This window comes from Paraplanobispora takensis (assembly GCF_016863195.1).
GTDB lineage: Bacteria > Actinomycetota > Actinomycetes > Streptosporangiales > Streptosporangiaceae > Planobispora > Planobispora takensis.
Genome location: NZ_BOOK01000031.1, coordinates 180,444 through 206,002 on the forward strand (window position 1 = coordinate 180,444; position 25,559 = coordinate 206,002).

The 25,559-nt window shown below is 70.2% G+C and carries 24 protein-coding genes, 1 tRNA gene and 1 pseudogene; 15 read left to right on the top strand and 11 right to left on the bottom strand.

Annotation, left to right across the window (positions count from 1 at the left end; genetic code table 11):
• Positions 1–118: 118 nt before the first annotated feature.
• Both Pta02_RS42335 and Pta02_RS21575 read right to left on the bottom strand, forming a co-directional pair.
• Positions 119–208 (bottom strand): putative leader peptide, encoded by a 90-nt coding sequence (locus tag Pta02_RS42335; RefSeq protein ID WP_373872406.1) that lies wholly within the window; start codon positions 206–208, stop codon positions 119–121.
• A 122-nt stretch (positions 209–330) separates the two neighbouring features.
• Positions 331–1,797 carry a polysaccharide deacetylase family protein gene (locus Pta02_RS21575; RefSeq protein ID WP_203876693.1) on the bottom strand — a complete coding sequence of 489 codons (1,467 nt, stop codon included), beginning with the start codon at positions 1,795–1,797 and terminating at the stop codon, positions 331–333.
• Between the two features lie 188 nt (positions 1,798–1,985).
• On the opposite strand from Pta02_RS21575, the gene Pta02_RS21580 reads away from it, so the two are divergent.
• From Pta02_RS21580 to nuoH, 5 genes are all read left to right on the top strand, one after another.
• The gene (locus Pta02_RS21580) at positions 1,986–3,335 is read left to right on the top strand and encodes a glutamate-1-semialdehyde 2,1-aminomutase (RefSeq protein WP_203876694.1); all 1,350 of its coding nucleotides are present in this window, start codon (positions 1,986–1,988) and stop codon (positions 3,333–3,335) included.
• Between the two features lie 83 nt (positions 3,336–3,418).
• Positions 3,419–3,790: an NADH-quinone oxidoreductase subunit A gene (locus Pta02_RS21585; protein ID WP_203876695.1), complete on the top strand. Its 372-nt coding sequence runs from the start codon at positions 3,419–3,421 to the stop codon at positions 3,788–3,790.
• Positions 3,791–3,812: 22 nt separating this feature from the next.
• A complete protein-coding gene (locus Pta02_RS21590; protein WP_203876696.1) occupies positions 3,813–4,334 on the top strand; it encodes an NADH-quinone oxidoreductase subunit B in 522 nt (173 codons plus the stop codon).
• Positions 4,331–4,876 (top strand): NADH-quinone oxidoreductase subunit C, encoded by a 546-nt coding sequence (locus tag Pta02_RS21595; protein WP_203876697.1) that lies wholly within the window; start codon positions 4,331–4,333, stop codon positions 4,874–4,876. Before Pta02_RS21590 ends, Pta02_RS21595 begins: the two co-directional genes overlap by 4 nt.
• 53 nt (positions 4,877–4,929) lie before the next feature.
• The gene (nuoH, locus tag Pta02_RS21600) at positions 4,930–5,883 is read left to right on the top strand and encodes an NADH-quinone oxidoreductase subunit NuoH (protein WP_203876698.1); all 954 of its coding nucleotides are present in this window, start codon (positions 4,930–4,932) and stop codon (positions 5,881–5,883) included.
• Between the two features lie 6 nt (positions 5,884–5,889).
• Here nuoH and Pta02_RS21605 read toward each other — a convergent pair whose 3' ends face one another.
• Entirely contained in the window at positions 5,890–7,212 is a 1,323-nt protein-coding gene (locus Pta02_RS21605) for a serine/threonine-protein kinase (protein WP_203876699.1), read from the bottom strand.
• 273 nt (positions 7,213–7,485) lie between these two features.
• Between Pta02_RS21605 and Pta02_RS41970 the strand changes: the two genes are divergently transcribed.
• From Pta02_RS41970 to htpX, 7 genes and pseudogenes are all read left to right on the top strand, one after another.
• On the top strand, positions 7,486–8,781 hold the full coding sequence (locus tag Pta02_RS41970; RefSeq protein ID WP_275423599.1) for a 4Fe-4S binding protein: 1,296 nt from the start codon (positions 7,486–7,488) through the stop codon (positions 8,779–8,781).
• A complete protein-coding gene (locus tag Pta02_RS21615) occupies positions 8,778–9,317 on the top strand; it encodes an NADH-quinone oxidoreductase subunit J family protein (protein ID WP_203876700.1) in 540 nt (179 codons plus the stop codon). Before Pta02_RS41970 ends, Pta02_RS21615 begins: the two co-directional genes overlap by 4 nt.
• Before the next feature lies 1 nt (position 9,318).
• Positions 9,319–9,621, top strand: a pseudogene (nuoK, locus tag Pta02_RS21620) (NADH-quinone oxidoreductase subunit NuoK); the annotation flags it as partial.
• Between the two features lie 302 nt (positions 9,622–9,923).
• On the top strand, positions 9,924–11,834 hold the full coding sequence (locus Pta02_RS21625; RefSeq protein ID WP_203876701.1) for an NADH-quinone oxidoreductase subunit 5 family protein: 1,911 nt from the start codon (positions 9,924–9,926) through the stop codon (positions 11,832–11,834).
• Between the two features lie 127 nt (positions 11,835–11,961).
• Positions 11,962–13,869: a complex I subunit 4 family protein gene (locus Pta02_RS21630; protein ID WP_239131129.1), complete on the top strand. Its 1,908-nt coding sequence runs from the start codon at positions 11,962–11,964 to the stop codon at positions 13,867–13,869.
• Positions 13,866–15,677 carry an NADH-quinone oxidoreductase subunit N gene (locus Pta02_RS21635; protein WP_203876702.1) on the top strand — a complete coding sequence of 604 codons (1,812 nt, stop codon included), beginning with the start codon at positions 13,866–13,868 and terminating at the stop codon, positions 15,675–15,677. Before Pta02_RS21630 ends, Pta02_RS21635 begins: the two co-directional genes overlap by 4 nt.
• A gap of 250 nt (positions 15,678–15,927) precedes the next feature.
• The gene (htpX, locus tag Pta02_RS21640) at positions 15,928–16,779 is read left to right on the top strand and encodes a zinc metalloprotease HtpX (RefSeq protein ID WP_203876703.1); all 852 of its coding nucleotides are present in this window, start codon (positions 15,928–15,930) and stop codon (positions 16,777–16,779) included.
• A 178-nt stretch (positions 16,780–16,957) separates the two neighbouring features.
• Here htpX and Pta02_RS21645 read toward each other — a convergent pair whose 3' ends face one another.
• The 4 genes from Pta02_RS21645 to Pta02_RS21660 are packed head-to-tail and all read right to left on the bottom strand — an operon-like array spanning position 16,958 to position 20,294.
• The gene (locus tag Pta02_RS21645) at positions 16,958–18,112 is read right to left on the bottom strand and encodes a WD40 repeat domain-containing protein (RefSeq protein ID WP_203876704.1); all 1,155 of its coding nucleotides are present in this window, start codon (positions 18,110–18,112) and stop codon (positions 16,958–16,960) included.
• Positions 18,109–18,627: a SigE family RNA polymerase sigma factor gene (locus tag Pta02_RS21650; RefSeq protein ID WP_203876705.1), complete on the bottom strand. Its 519-nt coding sequence runs from the start codon at positions 18,625–18,627 to the stop codon at positions 18,109–18,111. Before Pta02_RS21650 ends, Pta02_RS21645 begins: the two co-directional genes overlap by 4 nt.
• A 59-nt stretch (positions 18,628–18,686) precedes the next feature.
• The gene (locus Pta02_RS21655; protein WP_203876706.1) at positions 18,687–19,262 is read right to left on the bottom strand and encodes a pyridoxamine 5'-phosphate oxidase family protein; all 576 of its coding nucleotides are present in this window, start codon (positions 19,260–19,262) and stop codon (positions 18,687–18,689) included.
• A 21-nt stretch (positions 19,263–19,283) separates the two neighbouring features.
• Positions 19,284–20,294, bottom strand: a complete 1,011-nt coding sequence (locus tag Pta02_RS21660; RefSeq protein ID WP_203876707.1) for a TolB family protein — start codon at positions 20,292–20,294, stop codon at positions 19,284–19,286.
• A 199-nt stretch (positions 20,295–20,493) separates the two neighbouring features.
• Between Pta02_RS21660 and Pta02_RS21665 the strand changes: the two genes are divergently transcribed.
• Positions 20,494–21,348 carry a neutral zinc metallopeptidase gene (locus tag Pta02_RS21665; RefSeq protein WP_203876708.1) on the top strand — a complete coding sequence of 285 codons (855 nt, stop codon included), beginning with the start codon at positions 20,494–20,496 and terminating at the stop codon, positions 21,346–21,348.
• A gap of 251 nt (positions 21,349–21,599) precedes the next feature.
• Here the strand turns inward: Pta02_RS21665 and Pta02_RS21670 are convergent, their stop codons facing one another.
• Positions 21,600–22,094 (bottom strand): YajQ family cyclic di-GMP-binding protein, encoded by a 495-nt coding sequence (locus Pta02_RS21670; protein ID WP_203876709.1) that lies wholly within the window; start codon positions 22,092–22,094, stop codon positions 21,600–21,602.
• A gap of 320 nt (positions 22,095–22,414) precedes the next feature.
• Here Pta02_RS21670 and Pta02_RS21675 point away from each other — a divergent pair.
• A tRNA-Tyr gene (locus Pta02_RS21675) sits at positions 22,415–22,496 on the top strand.
• A gap of 97 nt (positions 22,497–22,593) precedes the next feature.
• Here Pta02_RS21675 and Pta02_RS21680 read toward each other — a convergent pair.
• A complete protein-coding gene (locus Pta02_RS21680; protein ID WP_203876710.1) occupies positions 22,594–23,103 on the bottom strand; it encodes a hypothetical protein in 510 nt (169 codons plus the stop codon).
• A 47-nt stretch (positions 23,104–23,150) separates the two neighbouring features.
• Positions 23,151–24,392 (bottom strand): GAF domain-containing sensor histidine kinase, encoded by a 1,242-nt coding sequence (locus Pta02_RS21685; protein ID WP_203876711.1) that lies wholly within the window; start codon positions 24,390–24,392, stop codon positions 23,151–23,153.
• A gap of 393 nt (positions 24,393–24,785) precedes the next feature.
• On the opposite strand from Pta02_RS21685, the gene Pta02_RS21690 reads away from it, so the two are divergent.
• Positions 24,786–25,097, top strand: a complete 312-nt coding sequence (locus Pta02_RS21690) for a hypothetical protein (protein ID WP_203876712.1) — start codon at positions 24,786–24,788, stop codon at positions 25,095–25,097.
• Here Pta02_RS21690 and Pta02_RS21695 read toward each other — a convergent pair.
• Positions 25,094–25,285 carry a hypothetical protein gene (locus Pta02_RS21695; RefSeq protein WP_203876713.1) on the bottom strand — a complete coding sequence of 64 codons (192 nt, stop codon included), beginning with the start codon at positions 25,283–25,285 and terminating at the stop codon, positions 25,094–25,096. The genes Pta02_RS21690 and Pta02_RS21695 overlap by 4 nt on opposite strands.
• Positions 25,286–25,559 lie beyond the last annotated feature (274 nt).

The following is a 25,559-nucleotide window of genomic DNA, read 5'->3' on the forward strand; positions in this document are numbered from 1 at the left end:
TCGCGTTCCACTCGGCGGAGGAGTGTGACGTAAGTCGCATATCCTCAACTGGCCGCAGCGGTGGGTCGTGGGGGCGCGGACGTCGTGATCGTGGCGCCGGGGAGGCGTCCACGGGGGGTCACGATCTCGGACGGTTGGCCCGACACAGTCCGGCGGCGAGCCGGCACAGATCCACGTGCAGACGGCCGAAGAGGACAGTTGGGGTCACGTTGCCCAACTATATGTCCCGGTGGCCGGTGAACCTCATTTCCAATTGCTATGGGGTCATAGTCGTCGGCTATGACGTTCCTCCTGGTGTGCCGGGCCCCCTGCCGCACCGGGGCTCTCCGCCTACCGCGCCGGGGCCGGGGCGGAGGCGTAGACCTGTCCAGGACGCATTCCGGCCGGGCCGTACAGCTCGGGCACCGTGACGAAGGTGTAGCCCTGCTCCTTCAGGTCCCGCAGGATCGCGGGGGTCGCCTCGACGCCCGCGGGGCTCGTGTCGTGCATGCGGATGATCGCCCCCGGTCTCGCCTGGGACACGACCCGGCGGGAGACCTCCTCGGCGTCCTCCGTGCCCAGGTCGCCGGCGTCGACGTCCCAGCCGACCAGCGACAGGCCGAGCCCGCGCGCGGTCTCGACGACCTCGGAGCCGGTCGCGCCGTACGGCGGGCGCACCAGGGCGGGGTCCTGCCCGATCGCCTGGCCGACCGCGTCGCGTCCCCGGGTGAACTGGTTGGCGATCTTGCTGGTGGGCAGCGAGGTGAGGCTCCGGTGGGACCAGGTGTGGCCGGCCACCAGGTGCCCCTGCGCGCTCATGCTCCGCAGCAGGCCGGGCTGGGCGACCGCGCTCATGCCGACGGTGAAGAAGGTGGCCCTGGCGTCGTGCTCGGCCAGCACGTCCAGCAGCGCGCCGGTCTCGGGCCCCGGCCCGTCCTCGTAGGTGAGCGCCACGCACTTGGCCCTCGCGCAGTCCACGGTGCCGGCCTCGACGCTCACGGCCGGGGGCCTGCCCGAGGCCGCCGCCTTGAGGACGGCCTCGGACGTCGGCAGGGGCGGCGTGCTCTTGATCGCGGTGGCCGCCCGCTGGGCGCGGAGCCCGGTGGGCGAGAGCAGGTCCGTCGCCTTCCGCGCCGGTACGGCGACCGCCACACGGCCCAGCGACCCGGCGGCGACCTGGTAGTCGTCGAACTCCACGACCAGCTCGCCCCGGGAGTTGAAGGCGAGGGAGTCGAAGAAGCGCTCGTCCGCCGTGACGGCGCCGGCGTCCACGCCGGTCTTGCCGGCCAGACCCTGACGGGTCAGCGCGGCCAGGGAGGCCAGCGCGTCGCCGTCCTTGAGCAGGCCGGTGGAGTCCACGGCCCGGCCCTCGGCCCGGTCGTACCAGACCGTGGTCCTGGAGTTGACCCAGCCGGCCTGCGAGAGCTCCCCGATGCTCAGCCGTACGCCGACGACCTGGTCGGAGGCGGCGCTCAGCTGCCAGTCGGCGTTGAACTCCGGGACCGCGGCGGGGGAGGCCGCGAGGGCGTTGCGCTCGAAGAGCTCGAGCCGCCCGGTCACCACCTCGCGGAGCCTGTCGGCGAGTTCGGGCGCGTCCTCGACCACCGGGTAGGCGGCATGGACCCGGCGGCCGGATTCGTCACTCTCCGTAATGATTCGAGTACTCAATCCCGCGACCCCGGCGGGGTCCACGTAGTCGACCAGAGTGGGCTCCGCGGGAACGCGCTCCTCCGCTGCCAGGGAGGTTGTCGCCGCGCCACAGCTGATCACCGTCGCGGTGAGGAGGGCAATTCCTCCGGCGAATCTGAGATTGAGCATGGATGTCACGTTAGACGGAGAGTAACCCGATTTACCCTCCCTTGACTTTTCCCGGGAACAGGCTTTGACGAATCGAGGTTTAGCGATTTCGAAGAGTGAATGATCCTGTGTGGAGCGTTATCGGAAGGACGATGAATTTGTCAGTTTGAGCCGTATCCCCGTGCGAGGAAGATCCATATTCTTTGTGGATGGACGTCCCGGGATCGCTGGCCGGATTCACACGGTCCGAACAGCTGCAACGGCGCCTTCACGACCTCGTCCCGGGTGGGGCGCACACCTACGCGCGGGGCTCCGACCAGTACCCCGAGGGCATGGCCCCGGTGCTGGTCCGCGGCCGGGGAGCCAGGGTCTGGGACGCCGACGGGAACTGCTTCGTCGAGTACGGCATGGGCCTGCGCGCCGTCACCCTCGGGCACGCCTACCGGCCGGTCCTGGACGCCGTCCGCGCGGTCCTCGGCGACGGGATGAGCTTCACCCGGCCCACCGAGCTGGAACTGGCCGCGGCCGAGGAATTCCTGGCGCTGGTGCCCGCGGCGGACATGGTGAAGTTCGGCAAGAACGGCTCCGACGCCACCTCGGCCGCCGTCAGGCTGTCGCGCGCGGCGACGGGCCGGGAACTGGTCGCCGTCTGCGATCAGCCTTTCTTCTCGGCCGACGACTGGTTCGTCGGCACGCTGGAGATGAACGCGGGGATCCCCGCCGTCGTGCGGGAGCAGACCCTCCGCTTCCGGTTCAACGACCTGGACTCCCTGCGCGGGCTGTTCGACGCCCACGACGGGCGGATCGCCTGCGTGGTCATGGAGCAGGCGACCGCGCTCACCGAACCGGATCCGGGGTTCCTGCAGGGCGTGCGCGAGCTGTGCGACCGGCACGGCACGGTGCTCGTCTTCGACGAGATGATCACCGGGTTCCGCTGGGCCGCGGGCGGGGCGCAGGAGGTCTACGGGGTGCGGCCCGACCTGTCGTGCTGGGGTAAGGCGATCGGCAACGGGTTCCCGATATCCGCGCTGGCCGGGCGCAGGGAGCTCATGGAGCTGGGCGGCCTGCGGACGGAAGCGCCCCGGGTGTTCCTGATGTCCACCACGAACGGGCCGGAGACGGTGTCCCTGACGGCGTTGCGCGCGGTCATCCGCGCCTACGCGGAGACCGACCCGGTGGGCGAGATGGAGCGGCGCGGGCGCGAGCTGGCCGAGGGGGTCAACGGCGCGGCCAGGGAACTGGGGGTGGACGCGCACGTGACGGCCGTCGGCAGGCCGTCCTGCCTGCTGTTCACCACCAAGGACGCCGAGGGCAGGCCCTGCCAGTCCTACCGGACGCTGTTCCTGCAGGAGCTCCTGCGGCGCGGGGTGCTCGGCCAGTCCTTCGTCGTCTCCGCGGCGCACACCCCGCAGGAGGTCGAGTTCACCGTCGGCGCGGCGCGCGAGGCGATGCTGGTCTACCGCAAGGCGCTGGAGAGGAAGGGCGTGGACGGGCTGCTGAGGGGCCGGCCGGTCGCCCCGGCCCTGCGGGCCCGCTCGGCTCCGCGCCGCCTGCCCTGAATGCCGGCTTCGGACACCCGCCGGTCCCCACGCCGTCCGCCCTGACCCTGGGTCGGGAGGGCGCCGGCGGTTACGATCGGTCCGTGGACGAGTATTTCGGTTCGTACGCCGTGGTGGCCGCGCTCTTCGCGGTCGGGCTCGTCGTGGTCGGGGGCGCCCTGTTCGCCAACCGGATGCTCCGCCCGAGCCGGCCGACCCCCGAGAAGCTGACCACCTACGAGTGCGGCGTCGACCCGGTCGGCGACGGCTGGGCCCAGTCCCAGGTCCGCTACTACGTCTTCACCTACCTCTACGTGGTGTTCGCGGTCGACGCGGTCTTCCTGTTCCCCTGGGCGACGATCTTCGCCGCCCCCGGGTTCGGGATGACCACCCTGGTCGAGATGTTCGTCTTCCTGGGGTTCATCGCGCTGGGAATCCTCTACGCCTGGCGCAAGCGCGTACTCGCCTGGACCTGACCTGAGAGGAAGAATGCGGGCTATGGCGGATCTCCCGATGCCCACCGTGGGACCCATCTCGCGACTGGCGCCCAGACCCATGCGCTTCATCCTCAACTGGGGGCGGCGCTACTCGCTCTGGGCCTTCAACTTCGGCCTGGCCTGCTGCGCGATCGAGTTCATCGCGACCTCGGCCAGCAAGCACGACTTCATCAGGTTCGGGGTGATCCCGTTCGCGAACGGCCCCCGGCAGGCCGATCTGATGATCGTCTCGGGCACGGTGACCGACAAGATGGCCCCGGCCGTGAAGCGGCTCTACGAGCAGATGCCCGACCCGAAGTACGTGATCTCCTTCGGCGCCTGCTCCAACACCGGCGGGCCGTACTGGGACTCCTACTGCGTGACCAAGGGCGTCGACCAGATCATCCCGGTGGACGTCTACGTCCCCGGCTGCCCGCCCCGGCCCGAGGCGCTGCTCTACGGCATCATGAAGATCCAGGAGAAGATCGCCGCCGAGTCCCTGGGCGAGCGGTACGCCCCGTCCGGGAAGGAGCCGGGCGCGTGACCCTCCCCGAGGCCCTCACGGAGCGGTACGGCTCCCGCATCCGGACGTCGGAGACGTTCGGCGACGTCACCGCGGACGTGGCGGCCGGCGACTGGATCGGGGTGCTGGAGGCCGCCAGGGACGCGGGCTACGCCTTCCTCGACTGGCTGACCGGCGTCGACGACGCTCCGGACGGCTTCCACGTCGTGGCCCACCTCTACGATCCGGCGGCGCGGGCCCGGCTGCTGGTGCGCACCCACGTGCCGCTCGGCGATCCCCGCCTGCCCACCGCGACCGGCGTGTTCCGCGGGGCGAACTGGCACGAGCGCGAGACCTTCGAGATGTTCGGCGTGGTCTTCGAGGGCCATCCGAACCTGGTCCCGCTGCTGCTGCCCGAGGGCTTCGAGGGCTTCCCGCTGCGCAAGGACTTCGTGCTGGCCGCCCGGGTCGCCAAGGCCTGGCCGGGGGCCAAGGAGCCCGGCGAGTCCGACCGCGGGGGCGCGCCGAGCCGCCGCAAGACGCTCCCGCCCGGGGTGCCGGCCGACTGGGGACGCGATGGGTGAGCCCGGCCGGGCCGCACCCGGTCGTGTCATGACAGCGCGCGGATGGAGGTGCGATGCCTGAGGTGCTCGACGCCGCCGTGCGGCTGCTCGCGATCCTGGCGGTCTTCCTGGTGCTGCCGCTGGTCGCCGGGCAGATGGAGCACAAGGCGATGGCCCACATGCAGGCCCGCCTCGGCCCGATGTACGCCGGAGGCTTCCACGGATGGGCCCAGCTCATCGCCGACGGGGTCAAGTTCATGCAGAAGGAGGACGTGATCCCGGCCGCCGCCGACCGCCGGGTCTTCGGCCTCGCCCCCGCCGTCGCGCTGGTGCCGTACCTCGTGGTGATGGTGGTCATCCCGGTCGGTCCCGGCCTGGTCGGGGTGGACCTGGACGCCGGGCTGTTCTTCGTGCTCGCCGTGATGGGCATCGGAGTGCTCGGCTCGATCATGGCCGGCTGGTCCTCCGGCAACAAGTACTCCCTGATGGGCGGGATGCGCTCGGCCGCCCAGCTCATGTCCTACGAGCTGCCGCTGGTGCTGGCGGCCTCCAGCGTCGCGATGGCGGCCGGGACGCTCTCCCTGCCGGGCATCGTGGAGGCCTGGCAGTGGTGGTGGCTGCCCTGGCAGGCGATCGGCGGCGTGGTGTTCTTCACGGCGGGCCTGGCCGAGCTGCGCCGCCCGCCGTTCGACATGCCGATCGCCGAGTCCGAGATCATCATGGGCCCCATGACGGAGTACACCGGGATCAGGTTCGCCCTGTTCATGCTGGCCGAGTACGCCGGGATCATCGTGCTCTCCGCGCTCACCGGTGTGCTGTTCCTCGGCGGCTGGCACGGACCCCTGCTGCCCGGGCCCGTGTGGATGCTCATCAAGGTGTTCGCCCTGGTGTTCGTGGTCATCTGGGTCCGGGTCAGCTATCCCCGCCTGCGCGAGGACCAGCTGCAGAAGCTCGCCTGGGCGGGCCTGGTCCCGCTGGCGCTGGTCCAGCTCGCGCTCACCGGGGTCGTCAAGGTCCTGACCGGCTGATCCCCCTCACTGCACGATCCGCAGCATGATGTCGGCGGCCGTGGGCCGCCTGGCGGGGTCCTTCTCCAGGCAGGAGGCGGCCAGCGGGCGCAGCGAGGGCGGCAGCGCCGACAGGTCCGGCTGGTGGTTGAGGACCCGGTTGAGGATGGCGGGGATGGTGTCCGAGCCGAAGGCGACGCGGCCCGAGGCGGCGAAGATCATGGTGGACGCCCAGCTGAACACGTCGGACTCCGGGCCGACGTGCCCGCCGCCGAGCTGCTCGGGGGACATGTAGGCCGGGGTGCCCATGACGCTGGAGGTCGCGGTGACCTGGTCGAGGGCGCGGGCGATGCCGAAGTCGATCACCCGGGGGCCGTCGGTGCCGATCAGCACGTTGGCCGGCTTGAAGTCGCGGTGCACGACCCCCGCCCGGTGGATCGCGGCCAGGGCGCCCGCCGTGGCCAGGGCCAGCCGGGTCAGCCCGTCCTCGTCGCGGGGCCCGCGGTCGCGCACGAGCTGCTCCAGCGAGGCGCCGTCCACGTACTCGCTGACGACGTAGGCCTGGTCGTCGTTGATGTTCACATCCAGCACCCGGGCGGTGGAGAAGGTCGCCACCCTGCGGGTCGCCTCGACCTCGCGCAGGAACCGCTCCCTGGCGGCCCGGTTCCCGGTGAAGTGCTCGTGCAGGACCTTGATCGCCACCTTCTGCCCCTGCGGGGTGAGGGCCAGGTGGACTGTCCCCTGTCCGCCCCGGCCGATGGTGTCGATCACCCGGTACGGCCCGATCCACTCCTGGGGCCGCTCGGACTGCCCGAACTGCATGTTCGTACGGGGAGGTTGGTCGCTGTACAGCGTGTTCTTCAGGTAGGGGGGCTGGCTGGGCTGCGGGATGGGGGTGTACTGCCCGGAGACCGGGCCCGGCGGCGGATACGTGGGCTGGACCGGGGCCGGCTGGGGATAGGACTGCGGGCCGAAGGCGGGCTTCGGGCCGAACGCGGCCGGTCTCGCGAACACCGCGCCCCGCAGGATCAGAGCGTGGCCGAGCCCGCCGATCCAGTTGCCGAAGAAGCCGAGCACGACCAGGACGTTCAGCCATCCCGGGATCAGGTCGGAGTCCCCGTACGTGCCCGCGCCGATGATGAACACGCCCAGCCCCAGGGCGTACACGGCGGTGGCGAAGACGAGGGGCACACTGCGGAGCCGCTGTGCGGCGTGCCCGATGACGAACGGCGTCCCCAGGCCGCAGGTGAAAACGGGGACCAGGGCCCACACCACACTCCAGCCCACGGTGGACGACGAGGGCTGCGGCTGCTGCGGCGGGTACCAGGAGGGGCCGGACTGCTGGGACATGGCGCGAACAATACGTACATCCGGGAACTCTCGCAGTCCCCTTCCGGATTGATTTTCGCGACTGAGACGCGGGGAGGCACGATAGTCGAACACACAGACTGTGGATAACGGTTGTGGATAACTTGGCGGGCCTGGGGACGACTTCTTCCTCAGGTTCCTCGGGTTCCTTCGGACCGCCGCATTCCCGAGCGCCGTGCCGTACGTCATGATGTTGAAGTGGCGCGGATACCAGGAGTGGGACTGGCGAAGGGACTGTCCGTCACCCTTCGCCACATGTTGAACAGGTCGGTGACCCAGCAGTACCCGGAGGTGCGGCCCGACCTGCCCCCCCGGAGCCGGGGGGTGATCGCCCTGGTCGAGGAGAACTGCACGGTGTGCATGCTCTGCGCCCGCGAGTGCCCCGACTGGTGCATCTACATCGACTCGCACAAGGAGACCCTCCCCGCCCCCGAGGGCGGCCGTCCGCGCGCCCGCAACGTGCTCGACCGCTTCGCGATCGACTTCTCCCTGTGCATGTACTGCGGGATCTGCATCGAGGTCTGCCCCTTCGACGCCCTGTTCTGGTCCCCGGAGTTCGAGTACGCCGAGGGCGACATCCGCAACCTCGTCCACGAGAAGGACCGCCTGGCCGCCTGGGTCCAGACGGTCCCCCCGCCCCCGGCCCACGAGCCCAACGCCGACCCCCCCAAAGAACTGACCGCGGCCTCCCGCCCCGCCCGCCCCACCCCCGGCTCCCCCCGCCCCGAGTCCGGTCCCGGCGCTCCGGCCTCCGGCCGGACTTCTGGCCCCGGCACCCCGGGCGCCCCCGCCCGCGCCTCCTCCGCCCCCGGCCGCGCCCCCGCCCCGGGCCGGACCTCCGGCGCCGATTCCCCCGGCACCCCCGCCCAGCCGGAATCCGGCACCGTCCTCTCCGAGGCTTCCGCCCGGCCCGAGTCCGGTCCCGGCGCTTCGGCCTCCGGCCCCGGTACGCCGGGCGCTCCCGCCCAGCCGGAATCCGGCACCGTCCTCTCCGAGGCTTCCGCCCGGCCCGAGTCCGGTCCCGGCACCCCGGGCGCCCCCGCCCGCACCCCCTCCGCTCCCGGCCAAGCCGCCAGCGGCGAGCGGGTCCGAGCCGGAGGCGAGGAGGAGCAGCCCGACGGCGGCGCCACCCCGCCGGGGCAGAGCTCCGCCCCCGGCTCCCCCGAGGCTTCCGCCCGGCCCGAGCCCGGGGACGGCGCCCCGGCCTCCGGCCGCGGTACCCCCCGCGCTTCCACTTCCGGCCAAGCGTCCGACGTCGCCGGTACGGACCCGGCGGAAGGCTCCGCCCACCCGCCCGCGGGCCGGACCCAGGCCTCCCGCCCCGAGCGGCCGGTACGGCGGGCGTCGGCCGGTCATGCCAGCGTCCGGGCGATCAGGCCGCCGGGGTCGCTTCCGAAGCCGGGGCAGCCCTCGGGCGAGAACGACTTGTCCACAGGCCGGTCGGATCCCAAGAAGTTATCCACAGATGAGAGCGGCGTGTCCCCGGCCGGCGGCACACCGGAGCAGACTTCTGCCACGGACCCCGACGGAGAGCCCGAGGAGGAATCGTGACGGAATTGGTGCCGTCCTACGCGTCGCCGACCGGGCAGGAGATCGTTTTCCTCCTCCTGGGCGTGATGGCGGTCGGGTCGGCGCTGTTGGTCGTGACCACCCGGCAGCTGGTCCACGCCGCACTGTGGCTGGTCGTCTGCCTCGGCGCCCTGGCCGGGTGCTATCTGGTGCTGACGGCCGAGTTCGTCGCGTGGGTCCAGGTGCTCATCTACGTCGGCGCCGTCGTCGTCCTGCTCCTGTTCGGCATCATGCTCACCCGGGCTCCGATCGGCCGGGCGGCCGACCTCGACAGCGGCAACCGGGTCGTCGCCGCGGTGGTGGCGATCGCGACCGCGGTCGTGCTGGTCACCGTGGTCGTCGACGGCTTCCGCACGGCCTACGCCCCGCTCGACCCCGGCGCGGGCTCGGCCAAGGAGATCGGCGCCACCATCTTCCGCAACTGGGTGCTTCCCTTCGAGGCGCTCTCGATCCTCCTGCTGGCCGCCCTGATCGGCGCCATCGTCATCTCCCGAACCGATATCCGGGGGAGGGGCTGACGTGCACGTCGTCTACCCGGCGATCGTCTCCGCGCTGCTGTTCTCCATAGGCGTGTACGGCGTGCTCGCCCGCCGTAACACCATCCTCGTCCTGATGTCCGTGGAGCTCATGCTCAACGCGGTCAACCTCAACCTGGTCGTCTTCGACGTGTGGCTGCGCGACCGGCTCCACGGCGGCCAGGTCCTCACGCTCTTCGTCATCGTGATCGCCGCCGCCGAGGTCGGCCTCGGCCTGGCCATCGTCCTGGCCCTCTACCGCAACCGCCAGACCGTGGATCTCGACCGTCTGCGCGCTCTGGCCGAACCCCCCTCCGGCCCCGGAACCGGCGCGCCCGCCAACCCCGGCACGACCCCGGAAACCGGCGCGGAAACGCCTGTCCCCGTCCCCGGCGCCTCCCGGTCCGGCGAGGAATCCTCAGGCGCCGCCCCCCGGTCCGGCGCAGGGCCCGATTCCGGTGCCACCCGGGCAGGCGCGGAACGAGGCTCCGGCCTGGGCGGCGCCGACAACGGCGGCCGTGACCGGGCCGGAGGCGGGAGCGGACGGTCCCGCAGGGGCGGAGTCCCGCCCGATGAGCCGGAGCGCACGGTCCGAGTGGAAGAGGCGCCGTGATCACTGTCGTCGCACTCGTCATCCTGATGCCGTTCCTCGCCTCCGTCGCGGGCCTGCTCGGCTCCCGGTGGCCCGGGCACGCCAGGGGAGGGAAGGCCGACACCGCCGCGAACCGCAGGGCCGCCTGGATCGCCATCGTGCCCACCGCGATCTCCACGGTCCTCGCGATCTGGCTGGCCTTCGGCCGGGCGGGGTTCGGCGGAGACCCGCGGGGGCCTGCCGGGTCCGCGGACGACGGCGTGACGGGCACGCTCACGGTCATCGACACCGGTGGGATCCCCATCTCCGTCGGACTCCTCCTCGACGGGCTCGCCGCGACGATCGGCGTCCTGGTCACGGTCGTCGCCCTGGCCGTGCAGATCTACTCCGTCGGCTACCTGCACGACGACCGCCGCTACCCGTCCTACAGCGCGTTCATCAGCCTGTTCACCAGCGCCATGCTCCTGGTCGTCTACGCGGCCGACCTCCTCGTCCTCTACGTGGGATGGGAGATCATGGGCCTGTGCTCCTACCTGCTGATCGGGCACTGGTGGGAGGACCGCGACAACTCCCGTGCCGCGGTCAAGGCCTTCCTGGTCACCCGGCTCGGTGACGTCGGATTCCTGTTCGGCATCTTCGTCCTCGGCACGGCGGCGGGCAGCTTCAAGATCACTGACATCCTCGCCCGGCTCCCGGAGATGTCCTCGGGGACGATCGTCGCGGCCACGATGCTCCTGCTCGCCGGGGTGGCGGGCAAGAGCGCCCAGGTCCCCCTGCACACCTGGCTGCCGGACGCGATGGCCGGCCCCACCCCGATCAGCGCGCTCATCCACGCCGCCACCATGGTCGCCGCCGGCATCTTCATCGTCGCCCGCCTCTACCCCGTCTTCCTCGCCGCCGGCCCCACCATGGACGTGCTCGCCGTCCTGGCCGCGTTCGGCATGCTCGGCGCCGCGCTGGCCGCGCTGGCCCAGGACGACCTCAAACGCGTCCTCGCCTACTCCACGATCAGCCAGCTCGCCTACATGGCGGCGGCGCTGGCGGCGGGCTCCGACGAGGCGGCGATCTTCCACCTGGTCACGCACGGCGCGTTCAAGGCCCTGCTCTTCCTGTGCGCCGGAGTGGTCATCCACACGATCGGCTCCAACCTGATGAGCGCGATGGGCGGCCTCCGCCGTGAACTGCCCGTCACCTTCGTCACGATGACGATCGGCTTCGCGGCGCTGATGGGCCTCCCCCCGACCAGCGGTTTCTTCAGCAAGGACGAGGTGCTCGTCGCCGTCGAGGGAGCCCTCTCGCAGGGACCGCTCACTGACGCGGCCGCCCTGCTGCTGTACGCCAGTGCCCTCACCACGGTCGCCGTCACCGGCGCCTACGCCACCCGTGCCTGGCTGCGCACCTTCTTCGGAGCCCGCCCGATCGTCGCGCTCCCCGAGCCCGCCCCCGGCACGGCCCACGTGATCGACGTCCGCGAGGCACCGGCCACCATGCGCTGGCCGGTCATCGTTCTCGCCGTGCCCGCCCTGCTGCTCGGATTCGCCAGGGTCGGCGGAGTCCACTGGAGTACGGCCGCGCTGAGCGTCGCGGTGGCGCTCCTGGGAGCCGGGGTGGTCTACGCCGTGTGGCGGAGCGACCCCGTGTCCGACCCGGCCCGCATGCTCGGCCCCCTCCGAGCCCCCTGCGAGCGCGCCTTCTACGTCGACTCGGTCTACCGGACGCTGTTCGCCCGTCCGGTCCTCGCCCTTGCCCGCCTGGTCGTCCGCGCTGACGACCGGGTGGTGGACGGCGCCGTGCGAGGCTCCGGCCGTACCGCCCAAGGCCTGTCCGGCCTGGTCCGTCTCGCCCAGAACGGCAACGCCCAGCTCTACGTGACCGGCCTGCTCGCGGGCGTTCTCCTCATCGCGGTGGGGGCGGTGATGTTCGGATGACCCCCTTCCCGCCGAGAAAGCAGACAGGTTCCCGGGAGCGCGGAGCGAGTCCCCATGAACGCGCGGCGAGTCTCGGGGAGAGGGCGATGAGGACCGGGTGGCCGGCGGCGGGTGAGGTGATCGTTTCATGAGCTGGTTGCCGATCATGCTGCTCGGGGTGCCGATGGCCGGTGCCGCCGCGTTGCTCGTGCCGTCGCGGATGGACGGCCCGGCCAGGGGACGGCTGCTCCGCGTGCACGGTCTGGCCGTCTCGGGGGTGACGTTCGTCCTGGCCCTGGTGCTCGCGGTCGCCTTCGACTACGGCGACCCGGCCCGGGTGCAGTTCGAGACCGATCTGACGTGGATCGCCGGCCTCGACCTCAGGTTCCACCTCGGCGTCGACGGGATCTCGCTGCCGCTGGTCGTGCTGACCGCGCTGCTGACCTTCCTGTGCTTCGTCTACCTGTGCTGGGGCGGTGCCGACAGTCCCGGACAGCTGCTCCGGCCCCGGGCGGGCGGGAACAGGCCGCGTGCCCTCGTCTTCACGCTGCTGGTCCTCGAGATCGGCATGATCGGCACGTTCCTCGCCCTCGACCTGCTGCTGTTCTTCGTGTTCTTCGAAGTCGTCCTCATCCCGATGTACTTCGTGATCGCCGTCTGGGGCGGTCGCGCCCGGCGGGCCGCGGCGATCAAATTCATCCTCTACACGTTGCTCGGTTCGGTCGTGCTGCTGCTCGGACTGCTCCTCATCTGGGCGCAGACCGGCACCCTGGACATGGTCGCCCTCGCTCAGGCCCACGGCACCGGCATGTCCCGCTCCGTGCAGCTCATCGCCTTCGTGGCCGTCGGCATCGGTCTGGCGGTCAAGACCCCGATGTGGCCGCTGCACACCTGGCTGCCCGACGCCCACACCGAGGCGCCCACCGTCGGCTCGGTGCTCCTGGCGGGCGTGCTGCTGAAGATGGGCACCTACGGCTTCGCCCGCATCGCGATCCCCGTCCTGCCCGACGGCGCCGTCGTCGTCGCCCCGTGGCTCGGAGCCTTCGCGGTGATCGGCATCATCTACGGTTCCCTCGCCTGCCTGGCCCAGCGCGACCTCAAACGGATGATCGCCTACTCCTCGATCGGGCACATGGGCTTCGTGCTCCTCGGGTTCGCCACGCTCAACTCGACCGGGGTCAACGCGGCCCTGTTCGGCAACGTCGCGCACGGCCTGATCACCGGACTGCTGTTCTTCCTCGCGGGAGCGGTCAAGGAGCGTCACGGCACCGCCGACATGTCCGCCCTCGGCGGCGGGATGTTGTCCCGCCTGCCGCACCTGGGGTCGCTGCTGACCTTCGCCTGCATCGCCTCCCTGGGCCTGCCCGGCCTGGCGGGTTTCTGGGGGGAGATGCTCACCCTCCTCGGCGCCTTCGAACCGGCCCCCGGACTGTCCCGGCCGCTCTTCCTGACCTTCATGGCCATCGGCGGCCTCGGCGCCGTGCTGACCGCCGCCTACTTCCTGACCATGCTCTCCCGCGTCACCCACGGCCGCTCCGTCGAGACCGTCGTCGCCCCCGTGCTCGCCGGAGTCGGAGGAGGCCACGCGTTCACGACGGCCGAGGACGACCCCGCCCCCTCCGGAGCCGACGGCAGCGGCGCCCCAACCACGGGCGCGAGCGGATCCCGCACCGAAGGCGGAGGCGGCACCCGTGCCGTGGCCGAGAACGGAGACTCCGGCGAGATCCGAGCCGGGAGCGGGCTGCCCGGCGGACCCCGCGCCGAGGACGCGAGCGATCTCCCCGGTGGGACTCCCGGTGAGGACAGGGCTGATCTCCCGGACAGGACCCCCGGTGAAGGCGGGGGCGATCTCCCGGGCGGCACCCGTCCGGAGGGCGGGAGCGGCCTGCCCGGTGGGGCCCGTGCCGTGAGGGCGGGCGGACTGCATGACGTCGCGGGCTACGAGCTGGCCGCCTGGGTGCCGCTGGTCGCGCTGATCGTGTTGTTCGGCCTCTGGCCGAAGGCGCTTCTCCTCATCACCGATCCGGTGGTCCGGACCTTCGTGGGGGCACCGTGATCCAGTCGATCGACTACTACGCGGTCGCGGCGCCGCTGATCCTCGCGCTGACCGGCGGGCTCGTCCTGATCCTGGACGCCTTCCTGCCCCGCAAGGCCTACGTGCGTCCCATGCTGGGCGTGATCACACTGGCCGGCGTGCTCGTGGCGCTGGGGGTCGTCGTGACGCAGGCGCTGCGCGACGGGGCCGCGCTGCGGACCTTCTGCGTCCCCGAAGGGCTCGCCGGTCCCACGAGGGCCGGACTCGGGGCGCTGCCCGCCGGTGGCGGGCCGGACGCCGCCGCCGGTGCGGCGGCAGGCCCTCCGTGTTCGTTCGTGGTCGACGACTTCACGACGGTCTTCGCGGGGCTCGCCCTCCTGGCCGGTGTCGTCGTGGTCCTGCTGTCGATGGCGGAGCTCGCCCACGCGGACATCCCCGTGGGGGAGTGGTACTTCCTGCTGCTGTGCACCCTCGTCGGCGCGGTGGCCCTGCCCGCCGCCAGAGACCTGGTCATGCTGGTGGTGGCGCTGGAGCTGGTCTCCCTGCCGGTCTTCGCGCTCACCGCGCTCAGGCGATACGACGGCCGCGCCTCCGAGGCCGCCGTCAAGCTCTTCCTGGTCTCGGTGGTCTCGACGGCGGTGATGCTCTTCGGCGTCTCCCTGCTGTACGGCATGACCGGGACCGTCTATCTCGACCGGCTGGCCCACACCCTGGCAGAGGCCGTCCCGGCGATCGACACCGCCGCGGGCCGGGTGAGCATCGGCTCCCGCGATGCCACGCAGGTCATCGCCCAGATGGGCGACCAGGGGATCTCCTCGGCCTACGCCTCCTCCCTCCAGATCACCTACGACCTGCCGCCGGTGGTCACCGTGGCCGTGGTCCTGGTCCTCGCCGGGTTCGCCTTCAAGGTCGCGGCCGTGCCGTTCCACGCCTGGGCGGCCGACGTCTACCAGGGGGCACCGGTCCCGGTCGCCGCGTTGCTGTCGGTGATCTCCAAGGCGGCGGGGTTCGCCGGACTGATCCTGGTCCTGGTCGCCGCCCTGGGCAGCCAGGCCCCCACGTGGGCCCCGATCGTCGCGATCATCGCCGCGCTGACCATGACGGTGGGCAATCTCCTGGCGCTCCGGCAGCGCCACGCCGTACGCCTCCTCGCCTGGTCCTCGGTCGCACAGTCCGGTTACATCCTCGCCCCGCTCGGCGTTCTGAGCGGTGAGGCGATGCGCGCGTCGATCACCTATCTGATCTTCTACGCCGCGATGAACCTCGGGGCGTTCACCGTGGTCATGCTGGTCGCACGGCGCAACGGCGGCACCGAGATCGACGACTACCGGGGGCTGGTGTTCCGCAACCCGCTCGCCGGGCTGGCGCTGGCGTTCTTCCTGATCTGCCTGGCGGGACTCCCGCCGGGGCTGGCGGGCCTGTTCGCCAAGATCGTGGTCTTCAGAGAGATCGTCGACGGCGGCGGCGCGTGGCTGGCCGTCGTGATGGCGGTCAACACCGTCATCGGTCTCTACTACTACGTCTCCTGGACCGTGCGGATCTTCACTCCCGTCCAGGTGACATCGCCCGTCCAGGTGACGTCATCCGCCCGGGTGCCGTCGGGCGTCGGCGTGACTCCCGGGGCGGACGGCGGTGACGAGCCCGCCCGCGCGGACGGCGAGGACTCGGACGGCGAGGACTCGGACGCCGCCTCCCGCAGAGACCGCATGCGCGGCGAATGGCTGCCCGTGGGCGTGGCGATCGCTCTGACGGGCGTCGTCGCGGTGGCGTTCTCCCTCGCCCCCCAGCTGGCGCTCGACCTCGTGCCCAGTTCCTTCCTCCCCGGCTGAGGGGCGTCCTCCGGATCCCCGTCGCATCGAGGATCCGGAGAAAACGATCGAGGATCCGGAGAAAACGTCAGGGATCGGATCCGCCCTGCCCGGCGGAGGTCGTCGCTTCGGGGTGGGTCTCCTGGGCCATGCGGGCACGGCTGGTGCTCCGATGGGCGTACCGAGGGACTGTCGTGATCGTTCAGGGGAACGTGCTGCCAGGTCGGAGACGTTGGACAGGTGGAACGGCACGGATCGAGGGGAGGGCGTAGTGCACCACAACGGTCTGCGGACCGCGGTCCTCCTGGGCGCACTGTCCGCGTTGATCATCGCGGTGGGCGCATGGCTGGGTGGTGGCATCGGTGTGCAGATCGCGTTGCTGATCGCCCTTTCGGCCAACGGAGCCGCCTACTTCTTCTCCGACCGGATCGCCCTGTCCGCGATGCGCGCCAGGCCGGTCGGCGAGGTCGAGCAGCCGGTCCTCTACCGGATCGTGCGGGAGCTCTCCACCGAGGCCCGCCAGCCCATGCCCCGGCTCTACGTCTCTCCGACCATGCAGCCCAACGCCTTCGCGACCGGTCGCAACCCGCGCAACGCCGCGGTCTGCGTGACCTACGGCCTCACCCAGGTCCTCGACGAGCGCGAGCTGCGCGGGGTGATCGGGCATGAGCTGTCCCATGTCTACAACCGGGACATCCTGATCTCCTCGGTGGCCGGCGCGCTCGCCACCATGATCACTTACCTCGGTTACGTCGGTCTGTTCTTCGGCGGAGGTGACGACGACGAGGGGCCCGGTCTGCTGGGCGCACTCCTGCTGGTGGTGCTGGGCCCGGTCGCCGCGGGGATGATCCAGATGACGATCTCCCGGTCGCGGGAGTTCCAGGCGGACGAGTCGGGCGCCAGGCTGACCGGCGACCCGCTGGCTCTCGCCTCCGCCCTGCGGAAGATCGAGATGGGCGCCCGGCAGCTCCCGCTCCCGGAGAACGGGCGGCTCGCCTCCGCCTCCCACCTCATGATCGCCAACCCCTTCCGGGGCGCCGGCATCGGCCGGATGTTCTCCACCCACCCCTCCACCGCGGAACGCGTCGCCCGTCTGGAGCGGATGGCCGGCTACCGCCGCTGACCAGGGCCCGCGCGGGGTGGGCGGCCTGTCCGGGAAGGCACGGCCTGTCCCGAAGATGCGGCCCACCCCGAAGGCACGGCCTCCCCGGCGGTACGGCCTCCCCGTGAGGTACAGCCCGCCCCGAAGGCACGGCCCGCGGGCCTGCGGGCCGTACCTCACGGGGCGAGACCGGGAACCGTCACTGGACCATGCCGGGGACCATCGCGTTGGGGAAGGGATAGGTGTGCAGCAGACGGGCCTGGCCGGTGGTGACGTTCACGGCGTAGACGGTCGTCGTGTCGTTGTCCCGCCGGTGGCCGTCCGAGGACACGACGGTCCGGGCCGTGACCGTGGTGCCGTCGAGCCAGTGTCCCAGGCGCATGACGACGCCGTCCTCGGGCAGACCCCGGATCTCGACCTTGCTCCAGGCCTTCTCGGCGATGTCGTAGACGCCGAGGGTGCCGTCCGCGCGGATGGGCAGGTCATCGCTCGGCGTCATGCCGATCTTGACGATGGTCCGCCCGTCGGGTGAGAGCGCGCTGAACTCCTGGCCGTACTCCGGAATGACGTACGCGGAGTCGTCGCCGCGCGGGGAGATCAACCGGACCGTGGACGAGGTGTCCGTCCACTTGACCACCGTGACCGGACCACCGTCGTTCGCGACGCTCACCGGCATCCAGCCGGAGGGGAGGTCCGTGGTCCGGCCGTTGCGCATGTCGAGCGAGACCGCGAGCGGCTTCTCCGCGCCGAAGACGGTGATCGCCAGATGGCGCCCGTCATCGGACAGCCGCAGGAAGACCTCTCCCGCCAGCCGGCTCTGTTCGATCCGTATCGGAGCGGAGAGTTCCTTGCCGCTTTCCAGGTCGCGGACCTTGAGGGTCTCGTCCTGCCTGCTGTAATAGGCCATGGCACGGCCGTCAGGAGTGATCACCACGGGTCCGTGGATCTCCCCGGTGTCGCTGAGCCCCATGGCCTGCGGCACGTCGTAGGTCTCGCCGTCCCGGGTCACCACCCGCCAGGCGCCGGACTCGCAGCCCGGCGGTGCGTCCCTGTCGGGGCACGAGGTCAGGTAGGCGTAGGCGAGCGGGCCGACCCCCCTGTCCGGCAGGGGTGACGACTCGATCTCCCAGCTCCGCGGGTTCACCGGTGAGGCGACCGTGTCGTGCGCCTGGCGGAACGGCAGCAGGCCCGTGCCCCCGCCCACCACCAGGCCGCCGACGACGACCGCTGCGACGGCTGCCAGCGCCGTCCTCCTGCGCCGCCTGCGCCGGCTCCCGCGGACCGCCCGGTCGGCGAGGTCCACGGCCGGTGCCTCGTCCGCGATCCGGTGCAGCGTGTCGTGCAGGCGGGTCATCGGTTCACCTCCTGGGTGCCGGCCTCGGTGAGCAGGTGAGCCAGTTCGGGTGCGAGCACGCGCAGACGTCCCAGCGCGTGGTGGGTCTGGCTCTTGACGGTGCCGAGCGAGCAGTTCAGCAGCTCGGCGGTCTCGCGTTCGGTGCGGTCCTCGTAGAAGCGCAGGACGATCACGGCGCGTTGCCGGGGGGTCAGCCGCGCGAGGGCCTGGCGCAGGACGATCCGGTCGATCGTGGAGTCGTCGTGGGAGCGGCCGTACTCCGGTGGGTCGGCGCTGGGCAGTTCCCTGCGGATCCGCCGTCGCCAGGAGATGTGCTGGTTGATCAGCGCCTTGCGGGTGTACGCCTCCGGGTTGCCGTTCCGCAGCAGCTTGGGCCACTGTCCGGCGACCTTGACGAGAACGCTCTGCAGCAGATCCTCGGCGAGGTGGGCGTCCCCCGTGAGCAGGTACGCGGTCCGGATCAGCGACTGCTGGCGGGCCCGTACGAACTCACGGAAGCCGTCATAACGGTCCATGCGGTCTCCTCTCCCCCGTTACCAACGCGGGAGAGGGCCGCCGGGGTTGGAACCCTCATTCAGGAGTGCTGGGCCACCGGGTCGGTCTCGTCGGCGGAGAGGCCGGGGATGCCGTCGATGCTCTCGCGGTTCTTCTTGGCCCGGTAGGCGCGTCTGGACTGCGTGTCCTTGCGTCCGGCCCACTCGTCCAGCAGCGTGCGGTCCTGCTCGAAGGACATGAAGGGTACGGCGTAGCCGCACGAGTCGGCGATGCGCTCGCAGTCGACCACGATGATCGACCGCACGCCGGGATGCGAGCCGAACAGCTTGATCAGGTCGTTGAACCCGGGGTCGTCCGGGACGACGACGCGGCCGGTGCCGTACAGGCGCAGGATCTTGGGCGGACCGGAGAACGCGCAGAACATGACCGTGACGCGGCCGTTCTGGCGGATGTGGGAGATGGTCTCCACGCCGCTGCCGTCGAGGTCGAGGTAGGCGACCGTGGTGTCGTCGACGACGGCGAAGGTGTCGGGGTAGCCCTTGGGAGAGAGATTGACGTGGCCGCCCTGCTCGGGTGCGGTCGCCACGAAGTAGACCGGCTGCTCCTGGATGAACACGCGCAGCCGGTCGTCGATCCTGTCATAGATTTTCCCCATAGAAGGGAAGATAGTTGGTGGTCACTCGCCGGGCAGCCACCAGCTCCACGGACTGCCCTTGATCTTGAAGGAGTCCAGCGTGCGGGTGGTGCCGCTCCCGGCGTCGACGGTCCGCTTGACGGCGGCGGTGACGTCGCCTTCCTCGTCGAGGAGGGCGGTCCAGAGTGTGAGGATGCCCGAGGGGTTCCAGAAGAGCCGCTGCGAGCTCTCCTTCTTGGGGATGCCGAGCGGTACCGCCTCGGAGACGGTGTCGGCGGCCAGGTCGTAGGTGCGCAGGCTGGTCTTGCCCGACCCGCCGGTGATGACCAGTGCGACGGTGTTGCCGTCGTCGGCCAGCGCGATCGGGGCGTTGTTGGACACGATCTGCGGGACGACCTGGCTGGCCGTCTTCTCACCCGCGGCGTCGAAGACCGCGAACTCGGTGGTGTTGTCGTCGGTGTACCGGCTGGTGAGCAGGTGCTCTCCGTCGGGGCTGAAGCTCAGCACGGCGTACTTGGCGGACAGCTTGATGACTTTGCCGGTCTTCACGTTGGCGACCATGCTCGGCAGCCTGTCCTTCTCGTCGAAATAGTCGACCACGACGATCGAGCCGTCGGGGGAGAGCGTCGTGTCGAGGTTGTCCATGCCCAGTCCCTTGGGCAGGACGGCGGCAGCACCCGGCAGGGGCCGGACCTCGCCGGTGTTCACGTCGCGGACGACCAGTTTGTCGCCCTTGAAGTAGTTCACGACGCGCCCGTCACCGCTGACCGCGAAAGTGGTGATGCTCTCCTTGTCCACCTTTCCCTTCTTGTTCACAGGACGGGTGCGCGCGTCGGTCAGCTTGATGGTCTTGCCGCTGCGCATGGTCAGCGTCCAGTGGCCGCAGGGGAAGATGTAGTCCTTCTTCTGGCAGCTCTTGGTCCAGGCGTACCGGACGGTGTCGGCGGAGGCGGCTCCCGTATTCGCCTGCGCCGGACTTGCGGTCACGGTGGCGGCCGCGGCTGCGGTGAGGGTGAGGGCGCCCAGTCCGCGCGCGAAAGTGCTCGGGGTCATCGCGGAATCCTTTCGTCACCCGGGTAGATGCGAGGTGGGTGTGAAAGGTTGTGTCACGAATCGGCCACAGGGCTCGCCGTACGGGGAGGTCGCGGGCCGGTCGGGCCGTTTGGCCGTGGTGATCGCCCACGGAGGCCGTACCCGGAGAATGCTGTCTTCCTCCGCCTTCCCGGGCCCCGTGCTCGTAAGGTGCGGTTCCATGTGGAGGCCCCTCGTGGTTCTGTCGTCGGCCGGGCTGGCGTGCCTGCTCGCCACGGGGACGGCCGGCGCGGAGGCTGTACGGCGGGCGGATGTGAATGCGGGCGCGGGTGCGGTACGGCGGGCCGATGCGGATGCCGTACGGCGGGCCGCCGGGCCCGTGCCCACCGGCGTCGGAGCCCTCACCCGGAACCCGCTCTACGGCTCCGGCGAACTGGCCGTCTCATGCCCGGGACGACCCGCCGGCCACGGCGCCGAGGCGGCCGAGCAGTACCTGCTGGCGGTTACCCGCTGCCTCGACGCCTCCTGGTCGGCGTACATGAGGCGGGTCGGGCTGCCGTTCGGCAGGCCGGGTATCGGGATCATGACGAAGCGGGGCCCGATCTGCGGGAAGGAGTGGAAGGCGCCCTCCACCGGCCGTTACTGCAACCGGTACCAGTGGATCTACGTCCTCGCCGGGAAGAACGCCCAGCGGGATCCCGCCAACCCGGTGACCCTGCACCTGCTCGCCCACGAGTACGCGCACCACGTCCAGAACCGCGCCGGAATGTGGGCGGTCTACTCGACCATGCGCGCCGGGGGAGCGGAGGGGGGCCTGGAACGGAACCGCCGCTACGAGCTCCAGGCCGACTGCCTGGCCGGTGTCTTCCTTGGCGGCGTCTGGCGGTCCCAGCGGCGCACCGGCACGCAGTGGAAGCGGCTCATGGGAGTCATCGGGGACAGCGGCGACGACACGTTGGGGTCACGCAGCCACGGGAGCGGCGGGAACAGGGTGGCCTGGCTGAAACGGGGCTTCGTGAGCGCGTCCCCCGGGATGTGCAACACCTGGACGGCTCCGGCGGCGCAGGTCTCCTGACACCGTCGCGCCCCGTGTCTCCGGCGGGAGAGGCCGTGCTCCGTTCAAGGGGGCCGGGCAGGTGAAAAGGAGACCGGGCAGGTGAAAAGGAGACCGGGTGGGCGATAGAGAGACCGGGCGGGTGAAAGGGAGGCCGGGCGGGCGAATGGCCGGGACGTGGCAAGCCCTGCCCCGGCCGCGTGCCCGGAATGTGCCCTCACAGAGCCGCGGTGTCACGGAACCGCGGCTCGGAGCGCCGGCCATCCGCCTGCCTACCGGTAGTTCGTGAACTGCAGGGCGACGTCCAGGTCCTTGCCCTTGAGCAGGGTGATGACGTCCTGGAGCTCGTCCTTCTTCTTGGAGCTCACCCGCAGCTCGTCACCCTGGATCTGGGCCTTGACGCCCTTCGGCCCCTCATCCCGGATGATCTTCGAGATCTTCTTGGCGTGCTCCTGGTCGATACCCTCCTTGAGGGTGATCAGGAGGCGGTACTCCTTGCCGGAGAGCTTGGGCTCGTCCGCGTCAAGGATCTTGAGTGAGAGGCCCCGCTTGATCAGCTTCTCCTTGAACACGTCAAGGACGGCGTTGGCGCGCTCCTCACTGTTGGCCTTGATCTCGACGGCCTTGTGGCCACCGGACCAGGCGATGCTCGCGCCGGTGCCCTTGAAGTCGAACCGGTGCCCGATCTCCTTGACCGTCTGGTTCAGCGCGTTGTCGGCCTCCTGATGGTCGATCTTGCTGACGATGTCGAAACTGCTGTCGGCCATGCGTCGACTATCCTCTCTGGACTCTCTCACCGACCATAGCGCCTCGTGCATCGGCTCATGGTGAGGTGATCGTCAACGCCGGAACTCCCACGGCGAAAGGACCGGGAATACCCCACCGAAGCGGCCCCGCCCCGCCCGCCCCGCCCGCCCCGTCCCGCCCGGCGCCTGCACCGCCACCCGCACGCCGTCACCGGCCCTCGCCTGCGACGCCCCAGCTGAGCCCGAGTACGGCGGGCCGCACGGACCCATCACCACCGATGTCACGTCACGTCCGGAAGTCCGCTATTCTTCTTCCTGTCGCCGCTTCGAGCGGATGACGCGGCAGGTTGCCCGAGTGGTCAAAGGGAGCGGTCTGTAAAACCGTCGGCTCAGCCTACGCAGGTTCAAGTCCTGCACCTGCCACACCGGCAGAAAGAGCCCCCGATCGGCAGAGATGCGATCGGGGGCTCTTTCGTTGATGTCCGGCCGTTCCCGGTTGGCGGCGAACCGCTACGGCTCGTCACGGTGAATGCGCGGTGAAGTTTTCCGGGTCGACTTGCTTTCCTTGAGTGAGCACATGGTGGGCGAGTAGGGCGTCGGGACGGTCGAGCATGTGTCTGATCGCAATGAGGAGTCGCGGGAACGGGTCCAGCGTGCTCGGGAGCGTGCGCAACGGGCCGATGAGTGAGCCGCGCAGGTGCGCCAGCGGATCGGAGAGCTGGTGGAGGCGCGGGAGCAGTTCCCGCACGAGGTGACGCCCGGTTCCACTCGGCGGCAGGCGCAGCAGGCGACCGAGCAGGCCGAGCAAGCCGCTCAGGAGGCGGCGCAGGCGGATGTTGAGGCTCGTGCGGGTTACTGGTGGGCCGCGCGGGCGCATCGCGAGAATGCCGCGCAACATGAGCACACGGCTCAGGAAAGACTCGGGGATGAGTCCTGGCATCGGGAGTGGGCGGCGCAGGAGCGCCAGGAAGCACGTCAAGACGATCTGGATGCTCGCGGAGATGCTTCTCAGTGAATGCTGACTGGTCACGCAGCATGGCACCAGGGTGATGGTGACCAGATGAGGTGCGCTTCAGCTCACTGAGCGGAGTCCGACGCAGGTCGTGCCAATGGGGCCAGCAGTCGCACATACACGCAGGTGCCCTCACCGGGGGTGTAGGTCAGACTTATAGTGCCGCCGTGCAAGTCGATGATCTTTTTGACGATGGACAGGCCTACCCCGATGCCGCCGATCGCCTGAGTCTCGGCCTCCGGCGTGCGATAGAAGTCGTCGAAGACATGCTCGGCCTGGTCGTCGGGAATGCCGATGCCGGTGTCGTGGATGGCCACGCTGGGGACTGGGTCGGTGCTGACGGTCACGGTGATGCGGCCGCCGTCAGGGGTGAACTTGATCGCGTTGTCGAGCAGGTGCACCAGGGCGTGGTGCATCCGGGTCGTATCGATCCAGGCGAGCGCGGGATCGGGCGCGTACAAGGTCAGGCTGTGGTGTTTGTGCCAGGCCTTGGTCTGGGCTTCACTGACCGCGCTCTCCGCCACGGTGACCAGGTCGGCCGGCTGGGGGGCGAAGGCCACAGTCTGGGCGCTGAGGCTGGCCAGCAGTAGCAGTTCGTCGAGTTTCTCCAGCAGCCGATCGCTGTTGCGCTCGATCACCTCCAAAAAGCGTTGCTGGGTGGCGGCGTCCAGGCCGTCCTCGTCGTGGATCAGGTGCAGGTAGGAGCGGATCGAGGTCAGCGGGGTGCGCAGCTCGTGGTTGACGTTGCGCAAGAACAGCTGCTTGAGGTCGTCCATCTGCTGCAGCCGCTGGGTGACCTGTTCGGCCTGCCGGCTGTAGTGGTGCTGTTCGATCAGGGCGCTCACGCAGGTGCCCAGCGCGCTGAGGGCTCCTTGCTGGGGCGGGGACAGCCGGCGTGGATGTCGGTCCATGACGCCCACCGTGCCCAGGGCGTGGCCGCGGCTGCTGATGATCGGAACACCCGCGTAGAACCGGATTCCTGGCTCTCCGGCGACCAGGGGGTCAGTGTGAAAGCGCGGGTCGGCCTGGGCGTCGGGCACCTGCATCAGCTCGCGTCCACAGATGACATAGGGGCAGAACGCGATATCGCGATCCATGACCGCCATGCCCAGCCCGATCTGCCCCTTCAGGTGCTGCAGGTGCTCGCCGATCAAATTGACCAGCGCGATCGGCGTACGGCAGATGGAGGCGGCCAACTGGGCGACGCCCGTCAAAGCTGGCTCCAGTGGCGCCTGCAGGGCCTGCAAGTCGGTTAGCTCGGCCAGACGCGCGGCTTCATCGCCGGGCACCGGCGCCGGGCTCATCATGGTCGCAGCGCCATGCGTGGGCCGCCGGCCTGGAGGTGTCGGCTGCTGGCAGGTCCGCCGGTCTCGGGCCGGTCGTGGGGAGCCGAGTTGCTGGGCATGGTGGGGCTTTCTGCGGATGGTGTTACCGGTGGCCGGGATCTTCCGGGCAGGACGGATCTACCCCCGTCACCGGGTGAAAGTGCCAGGAGCAATACAAAAAATCTTGATTTCCTGCTGAGGTTTTGCATCCTGTATTCCGGCAAAGGCAATGCGTCTATAGGAGCCGGACGTGGCAGCGTCCGGTGCTACAGGGGGAAGCTCAGGGCGCTATCAGTGCCTTGATCAGCAGGGAGTGTCGACAGGGCAGACATCCGTGCATGCTTTGCACCGTCCCGATGGGGCAGGGGCGCCGATATGGATCAGTCTTCGGGGAGCTTTCCGGCAGATGACTTCCCTCTGTCGCCTGGAGAGGCTCACCGCTATCAGGCCTTGGGTGAACTGGCCTTGGGCGCGGCCATGGCCGAAGCCCTGGCCCGGCACAATCATCACGAGCTGGCCGCGGTCCATAATCGCGCCGCCGATGCCTATCGCAGATTGGCCGAGGCGGAAACAGACCACGCAGCCCAAGCCGAGTATCGCCGGCTGGAGCAGTGGCATCGATCATGTGCGGTGGTGGAAGAGCAGCTGGCCACCGAAGCCGACCGCCGCCTGCCAGGACCTGGCTAGTCATCGGCCGCCGTGGGTGGCTCGGCGGGCACCTGGACGACGACCTGCCCGTGGGACGGGCCGCAGGCGACCCGGTAGCCGGCCCGGGTCAACACCTCTCCCAGGGCCAGCCGGATCGCCGCGCAGATGGAGCTGTGGTGGGCCAGCTCCTCGGACAGGGCCCGGACCGCCGATATTCGGCTGATCACTATGCCCAGGTCAGGATCATGGCACACCTGTAGGCCGCCTTCAGTGTGAAGCGCGGCTGAGTCCGTGACAAATCCGGCCTGAACCAACTCCTGGCGGATCTGCGTGATCAGTATGGCGATCTGGCGCTCGTCCATGACCCCCACCGGTCTTTCCCTCGCCTTGCGTGACGATGTTGTCACGCTCAGGCCGGGCGGAGGAGGCATTTGCGCAAATGGTGCCGGCCGAGACGGGGCATGAGGTCGGCCGGTGAACGAAGCAGCAGGTCGTCTTCTC

What these genes read in the sequence shown, in the direction of transcription:
- Pta02_RS21665 (WP_203876708.1), top strand. Translation starts at nt 20,494, where the DNA reads ATGTGGAGGCCCCTCGTGGTTCTGTCGTCGGCCGGGCTGGCGTGCCTG.
- Pta02_RS21645 (WP_203876704.1), bottom strand. Translation starts at nt 18,112, where the DNA reads ATGACCCGCCTGCACGACACGCTGCACCGGATCGCGGACGAGGCACCG.
- Pta02_RS21690 (WP_203876712.1), top strand. Translation starts at nt 24,786, where the DNA reads ATGGATCAGTCTTCGGGGAGCTTTCCGGCAGATGACTTCCCTCTGTCG.
- nuoH (WP_203876698.1), top strand. Translation starts at nt 4,930, where the DNA reads ATGCCTGAGGTGCTCGACGCCGCCGTGCGGCTGCTCGCGATCCTGGCG.
- Pta02_RS21630 (WP_239131129.1), top strand. Translation starts at nt 11,962, where the DNA reads ATGAGCTGGTTGCCGATCATGCTGCTCGGGGTGCCGATGGCCGGTGCC.
- Pta02_RS21575 (WP_203876693.1), bottom strand. Translation starts at nt 1,797, where the DNA reads ATGCTCAATCTCAGATTCGCCGGAGGAATTGCCCTCCTCACCGCGACG.
- Pta02_RS21590 (WP_203876696.1), top strand. Translation starts at nt 3,813, where the DNA reads ATGGCGGATCTCCCGATGCCCACCGTGGGACCCATCTCGCGACTGGCG.
- Pta02_RS21580 (WP_203876694.1), top strand. Translation starts at nt 1,986, where the DNA reads ATGGACGTCCCGGGATCGCTGGCCGGATTCACACGGTCCGAACAGCTG.
- Pta02_RS21670 (WP_203876709.1), bottom strand. Translation starts at nt 22,094, where the DNA reads ATGGCCGACAGCAGTTTCGACATCGTCAGCAAGATCGACCATCAGGAG.
- Pta02_RS21650 (WP_203876705.1), bottom strand. Translation starts at nt 18,627, where the DNA reads ATGGACCGTTATGACGGCTTCCGTGAGTTCGTACGGGCCCGCCAGCAG.
- Pta02_RS21660 (WP_203876707.1), bottom strand. Translation starts at nt 20,294, where the DNA reads ATGACCCCGAGCACTTTCGCGCGCGGACTGGGCGCCCTCACCCTCACC.
- Pta02_RS21605 (WP_203876699.1), bottom strand. Translation starts at nt 7,212, where the DNA reads ATGTCCCAGCAGTCCGGCCCCTCCTGGTACCCGCCGCAGCAGCCGCAG.
- Pta02_RS21685 (WP_203876711.1), bottom strand. Translation starts at nt 24,392, where the DNA reads ATGATGAGCCCGGCGCCGGTGCCCGGCGATGAAGCCGCGCGTCTGGCC.
- Pta02_RS41970 (WP_275423599.1), top strand. Translation starts at nt 7,486, where the DNA reads ATGTTGAACAGGTCGGTGACCCAGCAGTACCCGGAGGTGCGGCCCGAC.
- Pta02_RS21655 (WP_203876706.1), bottom strand. Translation starts at nt 19,262, where the DNA reads ATGGGGAAAATCTATGACAGGATCGACGACCGGCTGCGCGTGTTCATC.